14 protein-coding genes, 1 tRNA gene and 1 pseudogene are annotated in these 12,234 nt (G+C 35.9%); 13 read left to right on the top strand and 3 right to left on the bottom strand.

The window, feature by feature from the left end; translation table 11 throughout:
* A pseudogene (locus AC22ZQ_RS07455) lies at positions 1 to 427 on the bottom strand (hypothetical protein); the annotation flags it as partial.
* Positions 428 to 730: 303 nt separating this feature from the next.
* Here AC22ZQ_RS07455 and AC22ZQ_RS07450 point away from each other — a divergent pair.
* Genes AC22ZQ_RS07450 through AC22ZQ_RS07440 form a run of 3 tightly spaced genes read left to right on the top strand, consistent with a single transcriptional unit; the run spans position 731 to position 2,250 of the window.
* Positions 731 to 997, top strand: a complete 267-nt coding sequence (locus tag AC22ZQ_RS07450; protein ID WP_318958153.1) for a hypothetical protein — start codon at positions 731 to 733, stop codon at positions 995 to 997.
* Positions 998 to 1,011: 14 nt separating this feature from the next.
* Complete coding sequence (locus AC22ZQ_RS07445; protein WP_318958152.1) at positions 1,012 to 1,674, top strand: OmpH/Skp family outer membrane protein; 663 nt, start codon at positions 1,012 to 1,014, stop codon at positions 1,672 to 1,674.
* A gap of 15 nt (positions 1,675 to 1,689) precedes the next feature.
* Positions 1,690 to 2,250 carry a DUF4924 family protein gene (locus tag AC22ZQ_RS07440; RefSeq protein ID WP_318958151.1) on the top strand — a complete coding sequence of 187 codons (561 nt, stop codon included), beginning with the start codon at positions 1,690 to 1,692 and terminating at the stop codon, positions 2,248 to 2,250.
* A 92-nt stretch (positions 2,251 to 2,342) separates the two neighbouring features.
* Here AC22ZQ_RS07440 and AC22ZQ_RS07435 read toward each other — a convergent pair whose 3' ends face one another.
* Entirely contained in the window at positions 2,343 to 2,783 is a 441-nt protein-coding gene (locus AC22ZQ_RS07435) for a PaaI family thioesterase (RefSeq protein WP_318958150.1), read from the bottom strand.
* 56 nt (positions 2,784 to 2,839) lie between these two features.
* Between AC22ZQ_RS07435 and AC22ZQ_RS07430 the strand changes: the two genes are divergently transcribed.
* A tRNA-Gly gene (locus AC22ZQ_RS07430) sits at positions 2,840 to 2,912 on the top strand.
* A 38-nt stretch (positions 2,913 to 2,950) separates the two neighbouring features.
* Here the strand turns inward: AC22ZQ_RS07430 and aroQ are convergent.
* Positions 2,951 to 3,355: a type II 3-dehydroquinate dehydratase gene (gene aroQ / locus AC22ZQ_RS07425; protein WP_318958149.1), complete on the bottom strand. Its 405-nt coding sequence runs from the start codon at positions 3,353 to 3,355 to the stop codon at positions 2,951 to 2,953.
* Between the two features lie 5 nt (positions 3,356 to 3,360).
* Between aroQ and xerD the strand changes: the two genes are divergently transcribed.
* From xerD to AC22ZQ_RS07380, 9 genes are all read left to right on the top strand, one after another.
* Positions 3,361 to 4,260: a site-specific tyrosine recombinase XerD gene (gene xerD, locus AC22ZQ_RS07420; RefSeq protein ID WP_318958148.1), complete on the top strand. Its 900-nt coding sequence runs from the start codon at positions 3,361 to 3,363 to the stop codon at positions 4,258 to 4,260.
* A 121-nt stretch (positions 4,261 to 4,381) separates the two neighbouring features.
* Positions 4,382 to 4,816, top strand: a complete 435-nt coding sequence (locus AC22ZQ_RS07415) for a hypothetical protein (protein WP_318958147.1) — start codon at positions 4,382 to 4,384, stop codon at positions 4,814 to 4,816.
* A gap of 159 nt (positions 4,817 to 4,975) precedes the next feature.
* The gene (locus AC22ZQ_RS07410; RefSeq protein WP_318958146.1) at positions 4,976 to 5,338 is read left to right on the top strand and encodes a hypothetical protein; all 363 of its coding nucleotides are present in this window, start codon (positions 4,976 to 4,978) and stop codon (positions 5,336 to 5,338) included.
* Between the two features lie 243 nt (positions 5,339 to 5,581).
* The gene (gene proC, locus AC22ZQ_RS07405) at positions 5,582 to 6,388 is read left to right on the top strand and encodes a pyrroline-5-carboxylate reductase (RefSeq protein ID WP_318958145.1); all 807 of its coding nucleotides are present in this window, start codon (positions 5,582 to 5,584) and stop codon (positions 6,386 to 6,388) included.
* Between the two features lie 18 nt (positions 6,389 to 6,406).
* Positions 6,407 to 7,195 carry a glutamate 5-kinase gene (proB, locus tag AC22ZQ_RS07400; protein ID WP_318958144.1) on the top strand — a complete coding sequence of 263 codons (789 nt, stop codon included), beginning with the start codon at positions 6,407 to 6,409 and terminating at the stop codon, positions 7,193 to 7,195.
* A 27-nt stretch (positions 7,196 to 7,222) separates the two neighbouring features.
* Complete coding sequence (locus AC22ZQ_RS07395; RefSeq protein WP_318958143.1) at positions 7,223 to 8,422, top strand: glutamate-5-semialdehyde dehydrogenase; 1,200 nt, start codon at positions 7,223 to 7,225, stop codon at positions 8,420 to 8,422.
* A 191-nt stretch (positions 8,423 to 8,613) separates the two neighbouring features.
* Entirely contained in the window at positions 8,614 to 10,509 is a 1,896-nt protein-coding gene (locus AC22ZQ_RS07390) for a SpoIIE family protein phosphatase (protein WP_318958142.1), read from the top strand.
* Between the two features lie 92 nt (positions 10,510 to 10,601).
* Positions 10,602 to 11,741, top strand: coding sequence for a sensor histidine kinase (locus AC22ZQ_RS07385; RefSeq protein WP_318958141.1), 1,140 nt, complete (start codon positions 10,602 to 10,604; stop codon positions 11,739 to 11,741).
* 222 nt (positions 11,742 to 11,963) lie between these two features.
* Positions 11,964 to 12,200: a TM2 domain-containing protein gene (locus AC22ZQ_RS07380; protein ID WP_318958140.1), complete on the top strand. Its 237-nt coding sequence runs from the start codon at positions 11,964 to 11,966 to the stop codon at positions 12,198 to 12,200.
* The last annotated feature ends 34 nt before the right edge of the window (positions 12,201 to 12,234 follow it).

Raw genomic sequence — 12,234 nt, 5'->3', positions numbered from 1 at the left:
CCACAGCCATTATTATATTGTCTGTACCATTATATACAAAAGGAGTATTGAAAAGAATTTCAACATAGTCTCCCGCTGGATCAGCAACCACGTATGCAGAGTCTGCATAAACTTGTGTGAAGTTGGCTACTGGCTCCCAATCTGAAATTCCAGAAAATGAAGTTCTTGTTGATGTTGCAATAGAAACAACCCAATCATAAGCATCATCATCTAATGCTGTACCAGCATCTACATAATAACGAACTCCGGTTATTGATCCCGAAGCATTTATGTCGCTCGAAAGATAAACGGATTGCGAGTAAGAGTACCCATAATAAGGATCGATAGGTAAGGCTTGACCTGTGGAGTTACCACTCCCCACATTTGTTTGAGCAATGCTAATTATACTGAGCAGCATTGCCATTAGTAAAAAGGAAATTTTCTTCATGACTAATTTAGTTTGTTAGTGTATATTCTTCCATCTTCTTATGGAAGTCGGCACAAAACTAGACAAGAAAAATTCACATACAAATTTATAACAAATATTAGTCTATTTGTTAAATATCACAACTACAAGCTTCGTTTTACACACATACTAAGGAATTAACAACACAAACAATGAGATATAACCATAAGGAGCTCTTTTGTTAATAATCTACAAAAACTATAGGGTAATAAGATTTGTAATTCAAAAGCCTAGAATGTTCTTAAAGCACTTTACACTTTCATGTATTTTTAGCATTTTTGCACCGTGAGAGTAATAGAAGAAATAGAACACCCAAGATTTAAAATTCAAATCTTCAATTTTAACAACAAGTACATTGTTAAAGTAGAACTAGGTCAATTTGAGCAAACCTATAAAATTGGTGAAATTGACGTAATGGGGTTAGCGGATGTAAAAGCAATGATTACCAGTGATTTCCTACAAGGATGTTTGAACAGATTTGTTGACATGAGAACAGACTGGGAAAAATCTTTCCGCAACAAAAACGTACAAGAGAAATCAGAAATAAAATAATCAAGCAACTTAGAATGAATAAATTAATAGCTTCATTTGCAATGGGTGCCCTTGTATTGGCATCTTGCAACACAACAACTCCTTCATCAACAGAGGAAACCAACGTAAAAACTCCTGGAAAAACCGCGAGTGAAATTGAGGTGAAAAACTCTGAAGGTTTAAAAATTGCATACTACGTACAAGACAGTATTCCTACAGGATTCAATTACTACCGTGAAATTGACTCAATGTTGCAAGCTAAGCAAGCGCAGTACCAATCTAAGTTAGAGCGTATGTATGCAAAATATGAACAATACGCTGCTGAAGTTCAACGTAGAGATCAAAACAACGAAATCTCTTCTTTCGACTACGAAAAAATCCAAAAAGAAATTGCACGTAGACAACAGGAGATTCAACAAATAGAACAAAACGAAGGGCGCGTTCTTCAGCAAGAAACAATGAACTACACCAATGCATTGGCCAACAAAATTTCTGGAGCAGGAAATGAATACGCCAAAGAAAATGGTATCGACATTTTATTCTTTTACCAAAAAGGAGGACAAATCACATACATTTCGGATGCTTTTGATGTGACAGAAGATTTCATCAGTTATTTAAACAAAAGAGAACAAGAAATTATCTCTGGCGTTGAGGAAAGTGTAGAAGAAGAAAATAACGCAGAAGAAACTGCACAATAAGAAGGACAAACATTTATGTTTATTGCACAACAAAAATTGAAGGAAAACATTGCTGAGTATGTATTGTATATGTACCAGATTGAGGATTTGATCCGTGCCTACAATTTTGATCTGGAGCGCATAGAAAAAGAATTCATCAGCAAACAAGTGCCTAGTGAATCTTTGGCCAAGGAATACGTTAATTGGTACAAAGATTTAATTCAGGAAATGAAAATCCAAGGGGTTGAAAAACAAGGTCACATCAATAGAGTAAAAGAAGTACACTTTGAATTAGTTTACTTACACAATACTTTATTGACGGTTACCAAAGACCCTAAATACCTTGGTCTATTCGAAGCGGCTGAAGAACACATCAAAGCCTTTCAAGAAAAAAGTAATTTGGGAGAATTGCATCCTTTGGAAATTTGCTTCCATGCCCTATACATGAAACTCTTATTGAAACTTCAGAAAAAGGAAATTTCTCCTGTATCTGAAGAAGCGTTCGATACGATGCGCATCATGCTGGCATACGTTGCTCAAGGTTATCATAAAATGAAAGCAGGTGATGTAGATTTTCTCACACCCCACGATAAATAAAAAAATGCTGTCTTTAGGGACAGCATTTTTTTTGTGATAATTAATTATCCTTTCCTGGCTCCTCTATTAAGGTAGCTCCTCAAAAGTATCCATTATTTAAAATGCATTTTTGCCTTTTCTGCAGGGTATGCATTGAATGTTCCGTTGGCTTTGGCTATAATCACTTTTTCTCCATCCAAGAACTTATAAATCTCTCCTTCTATATAGAGTATTCTTTTCCCTGCTGAAATCACATGACCTATCGCTTCTAACTCGTCATTGATCTGAGCCGGGGCCAAATAATTGATTTTAAACTCAACGGTACTCACAATTTTTCCATGTTCAGCCATCTTACTTAGACCTGCCACCCCTAAAGTTGCGTCCATTAATCCAGCTAAAGCACCACCATGAGCAGCAATTGGAGTTGCCAAATGCTCTTTTCCTACTTTCATCTTGTATAAAATTTTACCCGGCGATAAAATTTCGAAATCCATATTTAACTGATTTCCAAAGTGATTAAATTCTCTGTAAAGATTTATTATTTTTTCTTTCATTTTTTTTCATTTTTTTGATTGTCAAATTAGATTAATTTACTACTTTTGACCCGTCCGCGGGAGTAGCTCAGTTGGTAGAGCGTCAGCCTTCCAAGCTGAGGGTCGCGAGTTCGAGTCTCGTCTCCCGCTCAAAGGTTCTGATGAAAATCAGGACCTTTTTTTATGTCTTAACTTTTAAGATATTCTATCGCTAAATCATAGCCCTTTAATCCCAGTCCTAAAATAGAACCAACACATACAGGTGTAAGGTAACTTGTATGTCTAAAACTTTCTCTATTGCATACATTAGAAATATGCACTTCCACTACTGGAGTGTCTACAGCTTCAATAGCATCTCTAATACCTATCGATGTATGCGTATATGCACCAGCATTTAAAACAATTCCGTCAATTCCTTCTCGCTGAATGGCATCAATAATTTCGCCCTCTATATTCGATTGAAAATAACTAAGCACTACCCCATCTACCTTCATCTTAGCAAAATAAGATTCAAAGCTTTCATTTCCGTATACTTCGGGTTTGCGTTTGCCTAATAAGTTTAAATTTGGACCGTTGATAATTAGTATATTCATTGCATATGAGTTGGGAACGCTATATTAAGCATTTTGTGGCTTACTTGAAAATAGAAAAAGGACTATCAGAAAATACGATTCTGGCCTATCAACGTGATGTTTTAAAACTCAGAGATTTTTTTGAAGTGACCAACAACTCACCTACTACAATTAGTTACCAAGACCTTAAAAATTTTATTGCTGATTTATACGATTTAGGAATTAGCGCAAGGTCTCAAGCGCGAATTATCTCAGGCGTTAAACAATTCTTTCTCTTCTTAATATTAGAAGATGAAATGGATCATGATCCTTCTCAATTATTAGAAATGCCAAAGGTTGGAAAAAAACTTCCCACCTTCTTAACCATAAATGAAATTGATGAACTCATTGGTGCAATAGACTTAAGCACCAATGAAGGACACCGCAACAAGGCAATTCTTGAAACCCTCTACAGCTGCGGACTCCGTGTGAGCGAATTGGTTAATCTTAAATTTTCGCACATTTTTTTTGAACAAGGTTTTATGCGCGTTATTGGTAAAGGCGATAAAGAACGCCTGGTTCCCGTAGCCCCTGCTGTTGAAAAAGAAATTAAATTGTACCAAGAAGGAATACGTCAACACCTCAATATTCAAAAAGGCCATGAAGATTTTGTTTTTCTTAATAGACGAGGAAAGCAACTAACCCGAGTGATGATTTTCACCATCATTAAACAACTTTCTGAACGCATTGGTTTAACCAAAACAGTGAGTCCCCACACCTTCAGACATAGCTTTGCAACACACCTCATAGAAGGCGGAGCAAACTTACGAGCTGTACAAGAAATGTTAGGGCACGAATCTATCACCACTACAGAAATTTACACCCACCTAGACAGTTCATTTTTGCGTGAAGCTATCATTAGTTATCATCCGAGAAACAAAAAATAATTCCTTCTTTCTCTTTGACTCAGCCTTTCTTAACAAATGTTAAATAGTCGTTAATACAACATTAGCCATTAAACCACTCTCTTTTTCAACGGTCTAAAAAGTGAATACTAAAACAATAGACATGAAAAAGTATATTTTAATTCTAGTCCTTGCCCTAATTGCTCCCCTTAGTTTTGGACAAGATCAGCCAGACGTAAAGAAGAAAGAACGCGTGGAAATGACGCCAGAACAAAAGGCGCAAAAACGTGTAGATAAGATGGCCGAAAGCCTAGATCTTACCGAAGCTCAAAAAAAGAAAATCTATGCCATAGAACTAGAAAACATAAAGAAAGCAGAGGAAACACGTGCTGAAATGATTGCTTTGAAAGAAAAAGCAAGAAAACAGCGTCAAGAAGGAAGGGCTAAAATTGAAAATGAATTAACACAAGAACAAAAAGAAAAGTTGGCTGAATTAAAAGCTCAAAAGAAAGAAGCTTGTAAAGCCCAATGTGAAGGAAAATGTAAAGGCCATAAACAAGGCGCACACAGCACCAAAGGTCACCATCATCCGCAATAGAATTTCATAAGTTAAGTTTACATATATACTTAGTAGCGATCGAAAAGCAGGTGTGGTTCACACCTGCTTTTTTAATTGATTCTTTACTGAGAGTCAACTTTATAGCCACTTTTTACGTTTATATAATAGAACGACTTACAAACGCTAAACAATACAGTCATGAACACTTCAAACATATCACAAATTAATAAGGCACTTTTGGTGTTGAAAAACTTTGTGGAGTTAAGTGCTACCCTGTTGCCCTATTTAGATCAATTAAAAGAGAAACGTAGCATTACACCCACAGAACAGTTAGAATTAGAATCCATTAAAAGTGTATTCACCGATCAGGAAATAGATGAACAAGCCTCCATACTTCTGTTGCATTCAGATATCATTGGTTTAATTAAAAGTAGTTTTAAAGCTATCAACGATAAAGACCCAGATTCTGACAGAAAGGGAGCTGTAAACTATTACCTCTCACGTTTTAAAAAGGAATATTTACGCCTACGTGAAAATTGGCAAAAAATAGAACTCAACTAGCTCACTGGTAGTAGGCTACAACAAACAAATATTTCGCAAAAACTTAAGCTTTAAGGTTTACTTCCTTACCTAACACCTTATTAATCAGGATTAATTTTGGATAAACCAAGAAAAGTGTTATTTTAAAGGCAACTTGAAATAATTAGTAATAAAGCGTTTTGTTAGACGATGATATGACCAAATAACAACAGTTACTTGGTTTTTTTGCGTCTAATATTTTGCGAAAATTTAAAATCTTTTAAGATGAAAATTTTAATGATAGGGGCCGGAAATATGGGGCTTACCTATGCAGAAGGGATGGCAACATCTCCTTTCAAAAACAGAAGAAACATTCAGATTTATGATGTTTCTCAAGAAGTACTTGCTAAACTAGAGGAAGTACCACACTTCGATACTTTCAATAATATCGAAGATTGTTTGCCACAGGCAGACATCGTATTTTTAGCGGTAAAGCCATACCACTGTGATGATTTATACGCTAAAATAAAACACTTGGTAAACGACCAACAAATCTTTGTATCACTTATGGCGGGTGTTACAATAGAATCCATCCAAGAAGGATTGGGTGTAAAAAAAGTGGTAAGAACTATGCCTAACCTTCCTGCACAGGTAGGAAAAGGTGTTACCTCTTACACAGAATCTCCAGAGGTTTCTAAAGTTGAACTCATCATGGTGAGAAACTTACTGGACACAACCGGAGAATCTATCCGCGTAAAAAATGAAAACTTTATTGACGCCTCTACAGGTATCTCAGGATCTGGACCAGCTTATGTATTTTACTTCATGCACTCTATGATGGAAGCTGCATTGAAAATGGGCTTCTCTCCGAACGATTCAAAAATACTTGTATCCAATACATTCGAAGGGGCCGTAGAACTTTTCAATCATGCCAATGTGAGTCCACAAACATTGATGGACAGAGTTGCGTCTAAAGGAGGTACTACACGCGCCGCTTTAGATTCATTAGAAGACAATAACGTTAACGAATTAATTAAGAAAGCCGCTTATGCAGCCTTTGATAGAGCTGTAGAACTTGGCGAACAAAGTTAATTCACTCAAACACAAAATATGCACAAGAAAAAAGTGGTCATCAAAGTAGGAACCAATGTGATGACCAATAGAGACAACAGAATTGTAGGCCCGATATTAAAAAATTTAGTCAGACAAATCGCCTACTTATACGAAAGAGATATTATCACCGTACTCGTATCTTCGGGTTCAACCATTGCCGGGAAAGAGGTCTTGGGAGAATGTTCCATTGAAGAACCTTCTATACGTCGACAAGTATTTTCTGCGGTTGGTCAACCACGTATGATGCGTCACTACTACAGTATATTTCACGATTATGGTATGCGCTGTGCCCAAGTTTTGGCCACCAAAAGAGATTTTGATCCAGGACTACACAGAGAGAACATGATCAATTGTTACGAAGCATTACTACACGAGGGAATTATTCCTATCGCCAACGAAGATGATGCTGTGTCACTTTCCATGTCTATGTTTACCGATAACGATGAGTTAGCCAGTTTGGTCGCCGAATTAATCGACGCCGACATGCTTATCATCCTTACCGATATAGACGGTTTATACACGGGGCACCCAGACGATGATGATACACGTAAATTGAATACCGTAAGTGTAGATCAAAACGTTGAAAAATATGTTCAAGCTTCAGAAAAAGGAGAAGGAGAAGGACGTGGTGGAATGAAATCTAAATTGCGTATCGCCAAAGGTACAGCCAAGAAAAACATTCCAACCTACATTGCCAACGGTAAATACGACGACATCATTATCGACATTTTGGAAGGAAAAGAAGTGGGAACAAAATTCGTGAACGACAAAGGCGAAGAAAAATAACATACATTTTTACAAGACATTACACACATGGAATTATTAAATACCAATAAAAAGAACGACGTACTCGATGCTATGATGCGAATTATAGCGGAGAACAAACAAGCCATTATAGCAGAAAACCAAAAAGATTTAGACGCTTTTCAAAAAGATGACCAAGCACTTTACGACCGTTTAGTTGTAAATGAAGCAAAGGTGGATGGAATGATTCAAGCCATCAAAGAAGTGCGTCAACAGGAAGACCCTGTACAACAGGTAATTTCTAACAGAACCTTAGAAACAGGTCTGAACATTCAAAACAAAACAGCTCCATTTGGAACCATCATGATTATCTATGAATCTAGACCTGATGTTACCATTGAAGCTGCTGTATTGGCCTTTAAAGCCAACAACAAAATATTACTAAAAGGAGGTAAAGAAGCGAAATTTTCTAACCTTATTTTAGAAAAATGCTGGCACCAAGCCTTAGAAGAAAATGGTTTGAGTAAAGATTGGATCAAACTCTTACACATGAACCGCCAAGAAACACAAGACTTTTTGCGTAACCCAGATGAAAAGCTTGATTTAATTGTACCTCGAGGTGGTGAAAGATTGATTGCTTTTGTAAAAGAACACGCAACCTGTGCCGTATTAATTAGCGGTAGAGGGAACAACTTTCTTTACATAACGCCAAATGCAGATTGGGAAAAAACAGTCAAAGTTGTTATCAATGCGAAAACTGATAAAATTTCGGGTTGTAATGCTTTGGATAAAGTGTTAATTGATAAAAATATTCCTGATTTTGAAGCAAAGGTTAAAGATTTGAATACCATTTTAAACGACCATCAGGTAGAGGTTGTAGTAGATGCTTCATTAGCCAGCACACTACCGAATAATACAGTTGTTGAAGATAAAAATACATGGTATGAAGAATTTTTAGCAATGAAAATCATGTTGAGTGCTGTAGACAATGAAGAAACAGCTATCGAAATGATTAATAAATACTCTGGAGGTCACTCCGCTGCGATTTTAACAGAAGATGCAAAAGAGGCAGAAGTATTTATGGAACAGGTTGACTCTGCCGCAGTTTACCACAATGCCTCTACCCGATTTACGGATGGGGGACAAATGGGAGTTGGTGCAGAATTAGCAATCTCAACAGACAAACTTCACCATAGAGGTCCACTAGGATTGAAACAATTGGTAACCAATAAATATTACGTATTTGGAGATGGTCACATCCGTGTGTAATCTTCAATTACTTTGAAATTATATCCCTCTCGAAATTTCGGGAGGGATTTTTTTTGTTCACAATTTTCCTTCTCAACTTCACACGTACCCCATATATACGCCACTATGTCACAATAAATTGAATAACATCCTCGATTTCACTAAATTACTGTAGCGATAGAATTCCAAAAATTATTAGTAAACAACCTCTGATGAAGAAGCTCATTCTCTATATAAGGAGCAAAATAAGACTGAAGATATTAATTGCCTTTATCGGGCTTGGGGTACTTACAATACTAGTCGTAGGCTTCTACTCTTTTAACCTCACCAAGAAAGCTATTCTAAACAGAACTTTTGAACAGCTCACAGCATCGCGAGTTATCAAAACTGAATTCATCAAAGACTTTTTAGATGGTAAACTCAAAAGCACTCAAATTGCAGCTACCTCAGTAGAAATTGATTTAATGTTAAAAGGAGTACACAAAAAAAAAGACTCTGTGTTTAGACGCAAGCCCATTAATTCCTTCATGATCAATGAATCTTATCATGATATGATAATTATTTACGATTCATCCCATTTTTCCATTGCTCATTTCGATGGAAAACTAATGTTTACTGCAGACATCGAGGATACACTCAGCACATACATTAAAAATATTTATAAACGCGTTTTTAAAACAAAAAAAACTACCCTATTTGATTATGTGCGTATACGCAATGAATTATACCTCGCTACTGCTACCCCCATCTATTATCCCGATGGAACATTTAGAGCAATACTCGGTTTTACAATTCCTTCTCATGATATTGACAACATTATGCTTACCAATACAGTTCTTCAAGGATTAGGTAACACTGGAGAAACTTATCTTGTTGATGATAAATACATTATAAAAAGTCAATCCAGGTTTATTGACAACTCCTTAAATCAATTAACCGTTAAAACCCCTTCTGTAACAGAAGCACTGAAAGGCAGAACCAATATTTCCATCATTAACGACTACAGAAACATAGAAGTTTTAAGCGCATCTAGTCCCTTAAAAATTGAGGGGCTAAACTGGGTGATTTTAGCAGAAATTGATAAAAAAGAAATTTTAGCTCCTATTCAAAAATTACGGTACAAAGTACTTTCCCTAAGTGCAGGGGTGATTATTATCTTCATACTTTTGGTAACAGGAATTACACGACAGATATCCAAACCATTGATTAAGCTAAAATCCATCGCTGCGGAAATTGCACATGGAGATTACGGTAAAACTATTCCTCCGACCACCGTTGATGAAATTGGTCAACTTTCTGAAGCCTTCAATAAAATGTCTCTAGAAATTTTTAACCAAAGAGAGGAATTACTAGAGAAAAGTAAAGAAATTCAAGACTCAATCAACTATGCGAAACGCATTCAACTCGGTTTACTGCCTTCCAAAAAATACATTCACCAAATCCTTCACGACTCCTTCGTAATATACCTCCCTAGGAATACGGTAAGTGGTGATTTCTATTACTGTAGCAAGATTGATAACAAAGTAATTGTTGCCGTGGGTGACTGTACCGGCCATGGTGTTCCAGGGGCTTTTGTAAGTGCTTTAAGTCATGGTTTAATACAACGTACCATTAATGCATTTGGAATCACTGAACCCTCCACCATTTTAGATAAACTTCACGTGCTTTTTGACGAAATGTTTTCTTTCTCTGAGCTTTCTATAAAAGACGGGATGGACATATCCATTTGTTGCTTTGATTTTCAGAAACAAGAGGTACAGTATTCAGGGGCGAATAATCCGGTGTATCGCGTAAGGGAAAACACTGTGGAAATTTTTAAAGCAGATAGACAGCCTATAGGAGGATTATCTACCTACGAGCCTTTTGAAAACCAAATCTTTAACATAAAAAAAGGAGATTGCTACTACCTCCTATCCGATGGGTTTGTGGATCAATTTGGAGGAGAAAAAAATAAAAAATTCATGCGTAAAAATCTTAAAAAGCTCCTCTTAGAAATAAGTCACCTTCCCATGAAAGAGCAAAAAATCAAAATCAGCAAAAGCTTTCAACAATGGAAAGGAGAGAACGAACAAGTGGATGATGTATGTATTTTTGGAATAAAACTATAAGCTCATCGAAAGAACATTTAATTTATAATGGAACTTATAGTATATTTATTTTAACTTAACCACCCCAAAAAGTAATCAATAAAACACTCTTCATGGAAAATGTTCAAAATAAACTTGAAGGTTTTACAACTCTAGATGAAAAAGGAGATATCTTCAAGCAAATGTTTGAAATGGCGGTTATTCCTATTCTTATCCATGATATGGAAATGAATATCCTCAATATTAACGAGAGTGCATTGAAAGAATTTGGTTACACCAAAGAGGAATTGGATACATTAAAAATATTCGATTTACACACCAAAGATGAACTAGAAAATTCTGAATCGGTGTTAGAAGATATGCAGAGTGAAGATAAACTTACCGTACAAACAAAATTCGTACGAAAAGATGGAAGTATCTTTCATGCAGAAGCAACACCTTGTAAGTACATTTTGGAGGGCAAACCTCTCATTTACGTATTTATTAAAAATATTGACCAAAAAGTTGAAAGTCATGGAAAACAATTAGCTTTCAACAGAAAACTGGAAGAAAAAATACAAGAAAAAACAGAGGAGCTCATCACCAAAAATTTAGAGCTAGAGAATTTTGCATATATAGCATCGCACGACTTAAAAGAACCCTTGTTCACGATAACAAGTTTGGTAACCTTATTAAGAAAACATCTCGGCGTAAATATGGACGAAAAATCTGAGCAATTTTTAAATTACTTGCAAACATCCAGCAAAAGAATGAGCGACCTCATAGAAGGAATTCTTGACTACAGTAAAATAGGTCAAACTAGAAACCTTCAGGAAGTTAACACAGAGTTTTTAATTGCAGATATTCTAAAAGATCTCGACACAACAATTCAGCAAAGCACGGTTGAAATTGAATACAAAAATCTACCTGTAGTAAAAGGAGTAGAAATTGAATTGCGACTTTTATTCCAAAACCTCATCAGTAATGCTATTAAATTTAAAAAGCCCGATAACCCTGTGCAAGTTAACCTCAGTGCTCACCAAGAAAAGGACCATTGGACTTTCTGTGTTCGCGATAATGGAATAGGAATTTCAGAAAAACATCAACATGAAATTTTCTCCATTTTCAAAAGACTTCATTCCAAAGATTATTACGAGGGTACGGGTATAGGTTTAGCACATTGTAAAAAAATAGTGAGCCTTCACCACGGTAAAATATGGGTAGAATCCAAGATCAATGAAGGAAGTCAATTTTATTTCAGTATACCTGTATAAATATCAATTCCCCGAAGAAGAATTAGTCACCACTCACCTCTATCCTATAATAAATAACACCCTAAATCCTAGCTTCACTGCAGAAGCCTCCTCCCCTTTCTAGGCAGCTCCTAAGTGAAAAAATTTATTATATTCACTTCCGAAAACTAAAACATTATTAACCGAGCTACTTAAATTTCAATCACTTTTCGTGGTAAACACTTAGCTCAACAACAATTACTTATGGAAAACCAAACTTTAGACATGGAACAAAAAAGCAGCCTAGACTTTGTTACTTTAATCTTACTTGCAGTATTATTAGGAGGTTTCGGTGTACACCGTTTTTACGCAGGTAAAATTGGAACAGGTATCTTAATGCTTATTACCTTAGGAGGACTAGGAATTTGGTCATTAATTGATATTATCCTTATTGCTACAGGAAATTTCAAAGATAAAAATGGTATCCCTGTTAAAAATTAAATAGTTTAGAAAAGCGGTGTAGAGCCGCTTTTTT

This window comes from Lishizhenia sp. (assembly GCF_057456495.1).
This window is presented reverse-complemented; position numbering and strand designations above follow the sequence as displayed.

Excerpts from the sequence above, each read along its gene's own strand:
- AC22ZQ_RS07440 (WP_318958151.1), top strand. The coding sequence starts at position 1,690 with ATGTTTATTGCACAACAAAAATTGAAGGAAAACATTGCTGAGTATGTA.
- AC22ZQ_RS07390 (WP_318958142.1), top strand. The coding sequence starts at position 8,614 with ATGAAGAAGCTCATTCTCTATATAAGGAGCAAAATAAGACTGAAGATA.
- AC22ZQ_RS07445 (WP_318958152.1), top strand. The coding sequence starts at position 1,012 with ATGAATAAATTAATAGCTTCATTTGCAATGGGTGCCCTTGTATTGGCA.
- AC22ZQ_RS07435 (WP_318958150.1), bottom strand. The coding sequence starts at position 2,783 with ATGAAAGAAAAAATAATAAATCTTTACAGAGAATTTAATCACTTTGGA.
- proC (WP_318958145.1), top strand. The coding sequence starts at position 5,582 with ATGAAAATTTTAATGATAGGGGCCGGAAATATGGGGCTTACCTATGCA.
- proB (WP_318958144.1), top strand. The coding sequence starts at position 6,407 with ATGCACAAGAAAAAAGTGGTCATCAAAGTAGGAACCAATGTGATGACC.
- AC22ZQ_RS07380 (WP_318958140.1), top strand. The coding sequence starts at position 11,964 with ATGGAAAACCAAACTTTAGACATGGAACAAAAAAGCAGCCTAGACTTT.
- AC22ZQ_RS07410 (WP_318958146.1), top strand. The coding sequence starts at position 4,976 with ATGAACACTTCAAACATATCACAAATTAATAAGGCACTTTTGGTGTTG.
- AC22ZQ_RS07395 (WP_318958143.1), top strand. The coding sequence starts at position 7,223 with ATGGAATTATTAAATACCAATAAAAAGAACGACGTACTCGATGCTATG.
- AC22ZQ_RS07385 (WP_318958141.1), top strand. The coding sequence starts at position 10,602 with ATGGAAAATGTTCAAAATAAACTTGAAGGTTTTACAACTCTAGATGAA.
- aroQ (WP_318958149.1), bottom strand. The coding sequence starts at position 3,355 with ATGAATATACTAATTATCAACGGTCCAAATTTAAACTTATTAGGCAAA.
- AC22ZQ_RS07415 (WP_318958147.1), top strand. The coding sequence starts at position 4,382 with ATGAAAAAGTATATTTTAATTCTAGTCCTTGCCCTAATTGCTCCCCTT.
- xerD (WP_318958148.1), top strand. The coding sequence starts at position 3,361 with ATGAGTTGGGAACGCTATATTAAGCATTTTGTGGCTTACTTGAAAATA.